Origin of the sequence: Escherichia sp. WS547, from assembly GCF_046486065.1 — a bacterium.
GTDB classification, from domain to species: domain Bacteria; phylum Pseudomonadota; class Gammaproteobacteria; order Enterobacterales; family Enterobacteriaceae; genus Escherichia; species Escherichia coli.
Window position 1 is genome coordinate 38,248 of sequence record NZ_JBJQMA010000027.1, and the last position, 12,299, is coordinate 50,546.

Annotated in this window: 9 protein-coding genes and 3 pseudogenes; all 12 read right to left on the reverse strand. The window is 46.2% G+C overall.

Annotation, left to right across the window (positions count from 1 at the left end):
- Positions 1-75: 75 nt before the first annotated feature.
- The 12 genes and pseudogenes from ACJHWK_RS20160 to ACJHWK_RS20215 all read right to left on the reverse strand — a co-directional run bounded on the left by ACJHWK_RS20160 (position 76) and on the right by ACJHWK_RS20215 (position 12,298).
- Complete coding sequence (locus ACJHWK_RS20160) at positions 76-966, reverse strand: DUF4434 family protein (RefSeq protein WP_001522487.1); 891 nt, start codon at positions 964-966, stop codon at positions 76-78.
- Complete coding sequence (gene nfrA / locus ACJHWK_RS20165; protein WP_410234912.1) at positions 967-3,930, reverse strand: bacteriophage adsorption protein NfrA; 2,964 nt, start codon at positions 3,928-3,930, stop codon at positions 967-969.
- Positions 3,917-6,154, reverse strand: coding sequence for a cyclic di-3',5'-guanylate-activated glycosyltransferase NrfB (gene nrfB / locus ACJHWK_RS20170; protein ID WP_170886403.1), 2,238 nt, complete (start codon positions 6,152-6,154; stop codon positions 3,917-3,919). Before nrfB ends, nfrA begins: the two co-directional genes overlap by 14 nt.
- Before the next feature lie 197 nt (positions 6,155-6,351).
- Positions 6,352-7,488, reverse strand: coding sequence for an ISAs1 family transposase (locus ACJHWK_RS20175; protein ID WP_021523035.1), 1,137 nt, complete (start codon positions 7,486-7,488; stop codon positions 6,352-6,354).
- Between the two features lie 116 nt (positions 7,489-7,604).
- Positions 7,605-7,841: pseudogene (locus ACJHWK_RS20180) on the reverse strand (hypothetical protein); the annotation flags it as partial.
- 44 nt (positions 7,842-7,885) lie between these two features.
- Positions 7,886-8,425, reverse strand: a complete 540-nt coding sequence (locus ACJHWK_RS20185) for a DUF4304 domain-containing protein (RefSeq protein WP_001522496.1) — start codon at positions 8,423-8,425, stop codon at positions 7,886-7,888.
- A gap of 11 nt (positions 8,426-8,436) precedes the next feature.
- Positions 8,437-9,105 (reverse strand): annotated as a pseudogene (locus ACJHWK_RS20190) (RHS repeat-associated core domain-containing protein); the annotation flags it as partial.
- A 59-nt stretch (positions 9,106-9,164) separates the two neighbouring features.
- Positions 9,165-9,527: a hypothetical protein gene (locus tag ACJHWK_RS20195; protein WP_001038643.1), complete on the reverse strand. Its 363-nt coding sequence runs from the start codon at positions 9,525-9,527 to the stop codon at positions 9,165-9,167.
- Between the two features lie 137 nt (positions 9,528-9,664).
- A pseudogene (locus tag ACJHWK_RS20200) lies at positions 9,665-9,964 on the reverse strand (PAAR domain-containing protein); the annotation flags it as partial.
- A gap of 59 nt (positions 9,965-10,023) precedes the next feature.
- Positions 10,024-10,239, reverse strand: a complete 216-nt coding sequence (locus ACJHWK_RS20205) for a hypothetical protein (RefSeq protein WP_000260286.1) — start codon at positions 10,237-10,239, stop codon at positions 10,024-10,026.
- Positions 10,240-10,850: 611 nt separating this feature from the next.
- Positions 10,851-11,282 carry a hypothetical protein gene (locus ACJHWK_RS20210; RefSeq protein WP_001522501.1) on the reverse strand — a complete coding sequence of 144 codons (432 nt, stop codon included), beginning with the start codon at positions 11,280-11,282 and terminating at the stop codon, positions 10,851-10,853.
- A 491-nt stretch (positions 11,283-11,773) separates the two neighbouring features.
- On the reverse strand, positions 11,774-12,298 hold the full coding sequence (locus ACJHWK_RS20215; protein WP_001370340.1) for a hypothetical protein: 525 nt from the start codon (positions 12,296-12,298) through the stop codon (positions 11,774-11,776).
- Position 12,299: the final 1 nt, after the last annotated feature.

The window sequence follows — 12,299 nt, forward strand, 5'->3', positions numbered from 1 at the left end:
GCAATTAATCTTGATGGAATTCTGACGAGAGCGAAAGTGGTAAGTCAGGTCGTACCCGACTTACCTGGAGGGGATTTAATACTCGAGAATGCCGTGCGCGACGGGCAAATAGCGCAGAGAGAAATAGAGCGTGTCTTTACCGCAAGAGGAACGTTTCGCTAACAGCGAGGCGATCTCTGCATCCGGTTTCGGTTTCGCTGTAAAGGTTTTGCCTTTGCCGGCGACAAACAGTTCATAAACAATGCCGCTGGCAGGGGCGGAACTTTGGCAATCGGCGCTGGCCTGTAGATAACGTTCACGCTGTTCAGCGGTAAGTTTATTCACGCCGCTGCCATCCTGTACCCAGACATTAACGCCGGTTGTTTTAACGTGTTCCAGCAGTTGGCGATAGCCATCGGGCGACATGTTTCCGGCGAAAAAACTACTGATATAAACCGGTTTTGCTGAAACATCGCTAATCAACCGCTGCGCGTTGTTTAACCATGTCAGCAAAGGCTGACGGGCGGCTTCGCTGCGCCAGTTCAGGTCGTCAATTTCCGCGCTGATGTACCAGCCATCCGGCGTTACGCCAGGCGCGGCGCTCCATAATCTGGCTTGTTGGAGATCGGCAGCCAGCAGGCGATTAAGATAGCTTTCCAGCGCCGCGGATGACTGTTTCTGGTGCATAAAAAATTCCGGATCGGCATTCAGCCCGACAATCAGCTTCAGGCCAGCCTGTTGCGCAGCTGCTGCACGCTTAAACAATAACGCGCGCTGTTCTGGCTGGGTGAATGCATCGCCGTAACGAGTCCATTGCAAAACCAGGGTATCGAAGCCTTGCAAACGTAACTGACTCATCAGCCCCTGCCACTGGGTATCGGTAACCTGACTATCACGGTTTTGTGGTTGCCAGATAATACCTTTCATCGCAAAGGAAAAAGGGCTGACCAAAAGCAGTGTCAGCAATACGAAAATGAACTTACGCATTTACCAGTGCACTCCAATGGTGAGAAACGCGTTGTTGCGCTCTCCGTTACGTTGATTAATCGCCTTAAAGGTATGTTGATACTCGACGCCGAGACTGACTTTGTGCGGCCAGGCGTCGTAGTGCGTCTCGCCGGTCCAGATATTCCAGCGGACCCCGACACCGCCAAGCTGCGCGCCCTGAGTGCCTTTATCACGATAACCGTTGTCCTGAACGTGAGCGTAAGGCTCAATAGTCTGTCCGTTCGCCACCTTCTGATGCCAGCTTACGCGATAATCTGCCGTCCACGCCTGAATATCCTGGCGGACATATTGCGCCGCATCGAGGTACAGGTTTTGGGCAAACCAGCCTGAACCGTTCGGGTGCCATTCGTCGCTGTATTTGCCGCCATTAAAGAATGAGGCGCTGGCGCGCAGCATGGTATCGGATGCGCCATTTTGCCCGTTCAGCGGCAACTGCTGTTCGACGGCGAGGAAAACGATCTGATCGCGCAGCGGCTTCCAGCGCAGACCGGTGCCGGACATCGGATTTTTCACCGGCATCATCACCCCGTTTTCTCCGGTATCGGCAAAGACGCGGCTATAAACTGAGAGCAGGTCGCCTTCCAGCAGCATATTGCGTCCGATGCGGTACTCGGCTTCCAGTTGCCCGTAGCTACGATAGCTTTTCCCTGGCGCTGCGCCGCCGACATTATTGTTAGCGGTACTCATCGCGCCGGAACGCAAGCCGATGGAAGAATCGAAACTGAACGTCCAGCGGCGACCGACCTCCTCATGCAGACGGCGGAAATTGAAGCGTTGCTGATTTTGCTCTGGGGTCAGTGGGGTTATCAGCGCCTGATTATCAATGTCATCAATCACCAGCCGGGCGTAGTGCTGCGTCGCAGGCATGTCATCCAGACGCTGGTTCACGTAGGCCAGTTGTCGGATAAGTGCCGGATCGTCCGGTAGCCCTTTATGCGCCTGTTCGAGCATTTCCCGCGACTGTGCGATATCACCGCTATCCCACAAGGCGTAACCAAGCGCTGCCTGGGTGTTGCTATTATTCGGCTCCAGTTCCAGCGCGGCGCGCAAATCACTCACTGCCGTCGGGACATTATGACGTTGGCGATAAATTGTCGCCCGCGCAACGTAAGCGTTGGCAGAAGGCGCAATATTGATTGAGCGCGTGAGATCGTTCAGTGCGAGTTCCGGCTGACCAGGAATGTAACGTTGCGCATGCAGCCACCAGTAGAGGGCATTGTTTCCCAGCCCACGTTGTTCTGCCTGCTGAAGCCAGCGATCGCGAGCCGCACCATTTCCTGCCGCCTGGGCGGTATTGGCAGCAGCAAGCAGATCCTCATTGCTCATGTCGTGAAGACTGATTTTCTGCCAGGCCGCCAGTGCGGTGGCGTAGTCCTCAACCTGATACGCTACCGCACGATGTTGCCAGGCGTTCGGTTGTCGTTGTTCGGCCTGAAGCCATGCATACAACGCCACACCGGGTAGCGTGTCCCGATAACACTTTGCCAGACGGTTCCAGGCGGCGGCATCGTAGGAAGGCGACATATCGCCCAGCAAGCGAACTATTGCCGGGCAATTATCTGCAATACCCGGCAACTGACTTTGCCACTGACGTTGCTCCGCCAGCGGTAAGGGTTTCGATAAAATCGCCACCTTCGCCGGCGTTGCCAGGTAAGGATGACTTTCCAGCAGAGACGCCAGTCGCGCCATTAAAGTCTGGCTGACACGCGCATCGCCCTGGAAAGGATAGCGTTGCAGCAATAAATCGGCAGCTTCGCGTGACTGCTCGTTCTGCATCAGTTGCCAGGTCAGTTGATCCAGGCGGGTAAGATTTGCCGGTTCTTGCTGATACAGCAATCGTGCCAGACGCAGAGCTTCAGCCTTGTTATGGGTCGCTACGCTAACGGTATAACGCTCCTCAAGCATTTCATTGGCGGGGAGGGTGGCGAGCAGTTTTTGCGCTGCGTCGTACTGACCTTTTTTTAACAGCACCGGTAGCGTCGCGCCAACAACATACTGGTGGTTGTCGGCAAACTGTACCGTATAATTCGCCAACGCCTGAACGGGGTTGGCGCTGTATTTAGATAACAGATAGAGCCAACTTTTCTCTTGTGCGTCCGTGGTAAATAGCGGCGTATTTTCAATGAGATAATGCTGGAGGCGTGCTTTTTCGCCACGATAAGCCAGCGCGGTCGCGTAAGTAATATATGACTGAGGATCGGTGAAGATCCCCTGTGATTGCAGCGCCAGGATCCGATCGTCCAGATGCCCGGCAAGAAGCACATCAAACCACTGGCGGCGTTCTGCCGCGCTTAATGTGTTCTGCTGGCGTGCTTCATTGTATAGCGTATCTACCTGGGACCATTGTTTCAGGTAGATTGCGCGTTGCAGCAGATCGGTTCGCAGCGTTTTTCCTTCCGGCGATGCAGCAAACGTCGCATCGTTCAGTTGCGCTCTGGCGACAGGTAATTGTGCCAGCCGCAGGGCATTCTGCCCGACTTCACTGCGACAACGCAGGGTCGGCGCAGCGTCGCACGCTTTTTGCTGGGCAAGCAGTTCTTCAACAGTCGTAACGCTTTTCACTTCAACTGGAATAGCCGCCAGACTGCGCTCAAGTCGGGCATCTCCTGGGTGACGTTTCAGTTGATCCTCAAGCAACAGCCGCGCCCGGTCATCATGACCAAAATGGCGATAGGCTTCCGCAAGGTATAAAGTTAGCGGAATATTATCCGGCACCTGTTGGTGTATATATTCAAATTCGCGGATGGCGGTTGCTTCGTCGTTATTTTTCTGTGCCTTCAGCGCCTTATCGAGACGGGGATAAATAACAAAATGGCGATAATCGCTCAGCCCCAGCTCTTCTGCGCTGGTGCCGATATTGTCTGCGAGTGCGCTGGTACTCAATAAAGACGTCAGCAGTAAACCAGACCATCCGATGACGCGATTAAGGTTATTCTCCTTCATTTTCGGACTCCAGTTGCGCAACCTGTTCTGTGTTTAAACCTGCTTTGAGTAATAGTGATTGCATCGAAACTTGTAATTCGCGTTGAATTGTCAGGACGCGATCCAACGTTTCCTGGCTGATAACGCCTTCGGTGACCAAAAACTTGCCGAGCGGCAGAGAACTGCGTTCATGGCGCAATAACAACACGTTAATTGCTGAACGATTAATATGACCGAGCGTGGTCAGTATTTCGGCGAACAGGAACTGATGCGGCACATATTGCCGCCAGATTTCACCGGCCTGCTGTTCCGTGAGCCACTGATGCTGAACCGCATTGTACAACATTGCCCGCGGATCGTGACCGCGTCGGCGCGCATACCAGTGACGTAACCTCGTGACAATTTGTCCCCGCAGAACAATGACGTAACGCACTTTGCGTCCGACTTTACGCGTCAGGGCTGCCAGCGAAACCGGGTCAATACCATCTTCACTGCCGACAATTAACTCATCATTTTCCAGACGCAGCGGCAGTACTGCATAATGCAGCGCCACGGAAGCCGGCATTTCGGCAATCAGTGATGAAGGGATCTGCCAGGCGTCGATCGACTCCCACGCCACGCCGTTTTGCTCTGCCAGCGCCTGTGCCAGCTGTTCGGCGCTAATCAGCCCCTGCATCAGCATTGAACCGCCCAGGCGTAGACCTTCGACGCGATTACGCAGTGCTGTATCGAGTTGTTCTTCAGTGATGACCTGATTTTCCAGCAGGATTTGACCTAACGGACGCAACGAGCGGGTATCGCCAGTCACGCTGGGGAAGTCATGCGTTGTTTTATCCCACGCGACACGACGTGGATCGCCGTGTTGAAGTACCTGTTTTAACGCGCGCCAGTTGGCCATGAAGTTAATCAGGTTGCCCCAGAAAAGACGCAGGACAGATAGCAGCCCCTGCGTCAGGCCGTAGTAGCCAGTAACGAAAATCACCCGCTGCACGATGCGGTTAATCATCAAGCCAAAGTTTAGCCACAGCAGAGTCATTAACCATGTGCTGCCGCTGAAAATAGAAAGGAAATGCCAGGCATCGGGCCACAAACTTTCATACGCCAGCAACAGCAAAAGCTGGATCATCACCAGCATCGCGAGGAAGCTGACAAAGTTACTGATTGCCCCTTTGCGGTCGCGCCAGAGAAAGTAGTTCAGCGTCAGACTGGAGGTCCATTTGTGGGTTTTAAAGCCCTGGAAAACAATGCCGATGATCCAGCGAGATTTTTGTCGAACCGCAGTCGAAAAGGTATCAGGGAAATATTCGCGCACGCAGATCATGTTTGACGTCCGCGCGTGCTGTAAAAATTTACGCTGCTCGCGTTCTTTGGCTTCGTCCACCACCGGAAAACGGACAAAAATTTCCGTCATACCTTTTTCTTTCAGGCGGAAACCAATGTCGTAATCTTCAGTAAGACTCTGCACGTCGAAAGCAATACCGTCACCGTCAGCTAACAGTGCGGTCACGGCGCGGCGGCTGAAACAGGTACCGACGCCTGCGCTGGGCACTTGTCCGGCGAGGGCTTCACGCACCGGAACATCTTTGCCATGCAGTTCTGAAAACTCATCAATGTAAGTCATGCTGGTGAAGTGCGTCCATTCGCGTTCGAACGGATACACCGGGATCTGAATCAGATCTTTACGCTCGACCAGATAGTTGAACAGACGCAATTCCATCGGTGAAATTACGTCTTCGGCGTCATGCAGAATAAAACCAGCAAAAGCGAAATTGGCGCTACGCTCAAACTGGGTGATGGCGTCCAGCACGTTGTTCAGGCAGTCGGCTTTGCTGGTGGGGCCAGGACGCGCGCAGACTACCTTATGCACGTTCGGGAAGCGAGCGCACACTTCGTCAACATCACGCTGTGTATCGGGGTCGTTGGGGTAGGTGCCAACAAAGATATGATAGTTTTCATAGTCGAGCGTGGTCGCCGCCAGCTCGGCCATATTGCCGATGACGCCCGTTTCATTCCACGCCGGAACCATAATCGCTAACGGTTTTTCATCTGGTTTATACAGTTCGCGGTAACTCATTCGCGGGTAGCGGCGATAAACACTCAACTTGCGTTTAATGCGGCGTACCCAGTAGACGACATCAATAAAAAAATCGTCCAGCCCGCTGATGAACATGATGACCGCTAACGTTATCGCGATTACTTTTAAGCCGTAGAGCCAGGTAGCAAAAACATCAAGAAGCCAGTCCACACAAAAACCTTACATTAACGCTGGTTATGTTTAGGGTGGCGTATATTAAGGTTTTTTATGAATTGTGACAGCTTTTTACCATTAATAGGTATGACTATTGCGGCACGTTATTTTTACACTGGTTATAAAAGTTGCCGTTTGTGTAGAATGTAGACAAAAGCGTGGTGTCAAGGAGGGGCGGTTAACGCAGGGCAAGATTACGAAAGCCCGCTCCCCGCAAGGACTGACGCGAGATAGTTTCTGTCCATGGCTGCTTTTCGCATCTTACGTCTTAACCCTGCCTTGAATACCTTATCATTCGTTAAAATATTAATAGCGATGTGCCGTATCCCTGAAAATAATTCTGCGGCGTTTCCTCTTCTTATTTTGCAGTCGTCTTCATTCATTACCACGTCCAGACGCCAGTGCAGCTTATTCTCCACGCGCCAGTGGTTTCGGATTGCTGTGGCGAACTTCTCTGCGGTTAAATCAGCAGAACTGATATAATATCTGACCGTCATTTCTGGCTCTTTCTTTTGTTCTGCTATTATTGACCGAAAAGAGACTGCCACGCATAATTTCTTCAGTCCTTTCCATTCAAACGTGAAATCAATAAGTTCATCAGGGACATCGCAAACAATATGAAGACGGATTTCTTCTCTGCCGTGACTCTTTTCACTAATGGCGTAACTGTCATGCTCTGGATTATTTAATTCTTTCAGCGGAAATTTTTCCTCGAAGGCTTTATTTAGCCGCCCCTGGTTTCCTTTTACAGCAAATAAATAATCACCGCCCTGTTTTTGTATCTTCTCTGCAATATCTTTCTGGCAACCCATCGCATCAGTTGTGATGATTTTTCCTTTAATATCCAGCATGTTAAGAAGTTCAGGGATAGCTGTAATTTCATTGGATTTCTCATCCGTCCTGATCTGTCCGATGACCAGACTGTGCATTGTTGAGAACGCACTAATGACATGAATCGCTCCCTTGCGGCGACTCTTGTCATAAGAATGCCGGAGTGTTTTTCCATCAATTGCGATGACGTCTTTATCATCTGAAGTATGGCAATCTCGCATCCAGTTAATAAAACACTCGTGAAATTTTGAAGGACTGATACAGGATATAACTCTGGCGATGGTATCGTGAACAGGAATACCATTATCAAAATCACCATATTGCTTCAAAAAATCGAGATGTGTTTCCCCAAAATCCTCTATATCTTCCCAGCCTTCTGCACCCGAAATAACGGCACAAATAGTCAACAGCAGAATATCCGATAATTTATGTTCCACTTTCCAGGCTTGTCTGTAATCGGGGATAATAGAAATATGTTCCATCAATTTTTTAAGTTCCATTTTGTTCTCCTTAATTATGTAAGGAGTATTTGATCATGTATAAGCAATAAAAAACAGCTTTAGGTAATGAGGAATATCTCCATTTTTAAACATAAAATGCGAATTATTTAGTACAAAAAGTGTACTTTGGATGATCTTTCCCTGCCCTGAGTGGTGACATTCACCCGCCCGCGTTCTTCATAGCCGGTGCGCTGTGATGTGTCGTCCGGGCTGAAGATACCCGTCAGCCTGCCGGATTTGTCATACGCATACTGCGTTTTGCCTTCCGGCGTGATGACTTCTGCCAGGCGGCCTGTGGCGTCCCGGTTGTAGAGAATAGTTTCCTCCCGGCCGTTAATCTTCGCGGTACACAGGCAGCAAGTATTACACCGGATTAGGTATCACTCTGTTATTTTTATCATATCCTTAAATGCTTTTTTCGGTACCGGGCCTCTAGATATAGCAAGACCATAGTTCGCAAAATCAGAAACAAGGCTAAATTTTTTTTCTCATACTGGTAGTTCATACACATCAAAGCTAATCTTACGCTGCTTACACCACTTAGCTCATCGCAAATATTTCTCTCTTCAATATCTACAACACGAATAGCATCGAATATTTTATTCAATGAATCAAAGTATTCAAAAAAACAAAACGCTTTGTTTTTTATCTCACTGATAACAAACTCACTACCTTCAAAAGAATGCAGCAAAGATATACTTAGTCCATCACACACACGGTTACGGATGTAACAATCTATTTCTTTTTTCGGTGGTTCATTGCAAAAATTTTCGAACACAGGATGAACACCTGTGTTTATAAAAAAAATATCACCTGTACTCTTTTTTTGAAAATTTATACAATTTACAAACTTATCATGAACTTTATAAAAATCATTGTTACCATTTTTTATAAACCCATTTTTGTTTAAAAAGTCACCAATCGGTTTGAGTTTCACACTATCACTCCTTATCGATAAATAATCGGTATACCATGTTTATTTAAAAGATCTTCAAGTGGTTTAGTTGGCCCAATCTTCCCTGTAGTTGAACTTCTTGTAAACACCCATTCAATTTGATCAAGTTGCTCACTTCTCAAAATCTTAATATCCCGCGCTACCTCTTGCCGTACTCGGGTTGTTAACCCTGTTCGACCGACTTTAGATTCTATACCCGTTACTCCATCAACAACGTCAATACGCTTTAATCCTCCTGTCACTCTATAATTTTGTTCAATTAGAGTGGTTCCCCTCTCTTTGGCAATCATATCCCTTACTTTATCGCCAATCGTTTTATTTCGCTGGACCAGAGGCTTACCAAAATTAGATGCAGCCCTTGCTGCCCGACTGGCTTCAAGGTTAGTCAGCGCCCACTGTCTGAGTATAGGACACGTTGCTAATCCCAGAGGATCAACATACCCACTAGGATTAGGCACATACCGGTAAGTCTGCTCACCCCCCAGCAACCCCAGGGGATCACTCACCAGGTACATCCCGGTTTCCGGCTCGTAATACCGGAACCGGTTATAGCACAGTCCGGATTCCGCATCCTGCCACTGTCCTGCATACAGCAGGCCGGGGTCGGCTTCCGCGTCCCGCTCCCCGCGCGGGTCCGGGTAGTCTGTGTCTGCGGGCAGGCTGCTCCGCCCACCACTCCACGTTACCTTCAATGAAGGCGGTTTTTTACTTTTGTTTCAAATTATCCTTTATTATCAATCCACTCCGAGACATCTTGTATAACCAAATGTACCCATTCCCAAAAATCAGGGTAAAATTGTATAATATCAAACCCGTTAGGAGTCCACCCATTAATTAAATAAACACCCTCACAGACTCCAGATTCATTAATTTTGAAACAAGCCAATTCATCATTATCTTGACGTTTAGCAAAAGCGAATAATTGTTCACCTATGACATTTGGCCATTTTTTATTCGCAAAAAAACACCTGTTCTCATCTAGATAAAACCATGGTTCTAATTGGCTAAATTCACTGGTGCCAATAATTTTTTTTTCATTCAACCAACCATATCCTATAGGGAAATGGATTTCATTTTTATTCATACCCACTATCTTTTACCTCATTTGGGTTTAGGTAATCTTGGTGGAACTGTATTTAGGTAATAAGGAATATCTCAATTATTGAACATTTAGTGCGAATTATTTAGTACAAAAAAGCAGCGTTACGTGATCTTTCCCTGCGCTGGCGGCAGAAGATAGCTGGCTATCGTTATTCCCCCCAGGATCATTCTCTGCCACGGCGGGAACTCCGGCTGGATATCCAGATAGGTGACCTGCTCACCCCCAATAAAGACGTCCGGCGAACCTCCCACGATCGCCGCACTGCACTCCAGTTTGTCCCCCTTGCGCGCGGCGGGCTGATTGTTGATAAAAACGTTGCTGCTGCCCTGGGCTATCCTCGGCGGTTTAGTCTCCTTGTCGCAGAGCGCTGTGTCTTCACCGGATTCCGGGAAATCCACGTCTTTTTTGATTTCGCTACGATCTTTCCCTGTCAGATCATGTAATACCAGCCACGAACTGAGGATATATGTAGAGGTCATCAGTCATGAAAATCATCCTCGCATATAAGTTCACCTAACAGACCCGCATCTTTTAATTTCTTTAAGAAAAGAAAAGATAATTCCCGTTGATATTCTAATGTTGTGTCTACTCCCTTTAATGGGAATATGGATAATATGAATTTATAATACATCCATCCATCAACTCCCTCTGCTTTTATAGGGTCATAAAGATCATTATCTTCAATAACTACCATGTTTTTTCTTCTCTTAATGCACTGGGAGTTATTTCAATAAGCCCTGGGATTATGTTTTTAATTTTTCCATTAATTCTATCTTACTTGAGTTGGAGTTAATGGATATTGCAAATCTAATATCTTTTTTCTTCATGGTAACATAATACTCGGATTAGTGTTAAATGGTGAAGTTTTGGTCATAACAGAAACTTGAATGCTTGAAAACTCACCTTTTGGAAAGGAGTGAAAACCTCATCCGATACAGTAGATTCAAAAGTTTTAGAAATTGCTCTTGAATTTATTTTTTGATTTTTAGCAACGGCCTTCCTGATTAAATTTCGAGTCCTTCCTGAGGATCTCAGCAATACAGAGCAAGATCACAAAGGCCCACACCTTGCAAGGACTGATGTGAGGTGGGCTGCTACTGCACTGCTTACAGTAGGTTGCTTCCAGGTCTAGCTCCCTGTGTGAGTAGGATCAGTAGTCCAGGTCAGTCAGATGCTGAGTGCCAGACATCACAGGCATATTCGCTCCTGGACATCATAAAAGAACCTGCTGTTCAAGGCAGCTCTGTTGAACAGATAGGTTCTAAATTTAATGATTTTTGAAACAGATAATTATCCAATCCAACTTTAATACACAGATGACCAGTCAATGTCATCTGCATTCATCCATTTTACTTTTTTTGATTTCTCTAAAGGATTTTTGAAAAAATCTTTTATTACTGATAAAGTAATATCAGGAGGTAAGCAAGAACCTAAAGGGATAAATTGTTCTGTATCAGCATCGACGATGATATTCATTTTATCATCTTCATGGTTACTATACCAGCATGACACTATTCCATCAGAACTTTGTGTACAATCATAGCGCAATGAAAAATTATCACCATAATTCACAAAAAACAAAACACACTCTCTGTCATCATCTCTAAAAGTAAAATATCCTCCACATGAATCTTTATTCCAGTCATTACGAGAGAAATTCTCAAAATAATGTAAATAATTGTTCAGTGAGGCGTTGTAGTCATAGGGATGAGTAAGGGAATTAGCTTCGATTTTCATACTAAACTCCATTATTTTGGAAGTAAAACCACTTTACCATTTTTAGAATAGGCTATTAACTTATCTATTCCCATTTTTTTCATTAGTACAGGTTATAGTTTGTTTAAGAGATTTATTATACGTTCTCCATTTATTAACCCTCTAAAAGTATCTTTATCAACCCGTCAACGCATAATATCTGAGGGATATAAATGCTTCCATTTGGATCTTAGACTTCAACAAATAAATGTCTGGTTCAAACCCTGCGGGTATATCCATTCTTACAGAAATAACCCCTCCTTTTTGCTATCATCATAAAATTTCCGGCCAATAATATAATTAGCATGCATCATGTCGCTCACATAAGATATATTTCTTTCATACAACTCTTTCTTCACTAAAGATATTGAAGTATGTTTTTTAATGGATTAACATTCCATTGTTTCCTCCAAGATGGATGTTTTTGTATTCATTCATAGCTATCATCTCTCGGTAAGTTTCAAACACTAAAACTATTTAAATAACTTTAGAATATCTAATTTTTCTTGATTGAGGTCTAATATTTCCAATGTCGAAAGTTCCCTACTCAAAGAAAAACCAAATCTTATATTCCTATTAATGATATAACAAATGGGATTTGTTGCTTTTTTAAATAATAATTTAATGTAATTACTACCAATTATTAACTTGATATTGCAATCAAAATCATCAATAAATCTGTTTGAGTATTCGGAAATGTCTTTATTAAGCCACTCGCTTGTCTGAAATATAACAGACCCTTGTATTTCAGGAAGGTTGTTGGCTAACATCTCATCTGTAATGTTAATTTCACCTGAATCGATATTTGCTAGTGTGATGTTACTTACTTCTCCGCTGTACATATTTAACCCAACTTCAACCAAAGAACTTTTACCATTGCCGCCTCTCCAGTACAAACACTGTTCGCTCCCCTTTCCAAAAGTTATATCAAAAGGTACAAATTCATCTATATTAACAACAACATCTTTGTAGTTTGTTTCATTTTCTAATGTAAGCATA

Excerpts from the sequence above, each read along its gene's own strand:
- ACJHWK_RS20160 (WP_001522487.1), bottom strand. The coding sequence starts at position 966 with ATGCGTAAGTTCATTTTCGTATTGCTGACACTGCTTTTGGTCAGCCCT.
- nfrA (WP_410234912.1), bottom strand. The coding sequence starts at position 3,930 with ATGAAGGAGAATAACCTTAATCGCGTCATCGGATGGTCTGGTTTACTG.
- ACJHWK_RS20175 (WP_021523035.1), bottom strand. The coding sequence starts at position 7,488 with ATGGAACTTAAAAAATTGATGGAACATATTTCTATTATCCCCGATTAC.
- ACJHWK_RS20195 (WP_001038643.1), bottom strand. The coding sequence starts at position 9,527 with ATGAATAAAAATGAAATCCATTTCCCTATAGGATATGGTTGGTTGAAT.
- ACJHWK_RS20205 (WP_000260286.1), bottom strand. The coding sequence starts at position 10,239 with ATGGTAGTTATTGAAGATAATGATCTTTATGACCCTATAAAAGCAGAG.
- ACJHWK_RS20210 (WP_001522501.1), bottom strand. The coding sequence starts at position 11,282 with ATGAAAATCGAAGCTAATTCCCTTACTCATCCCTATGACTACAACGCC.
- ACJHWK_RS20215 (WP_001370340.1), bottom strand. The coding sequence starts at position 12,298 with ATGCTTACATTAGAAAATGAAACAAACTACAAAGATGTTGTTGTTAAT.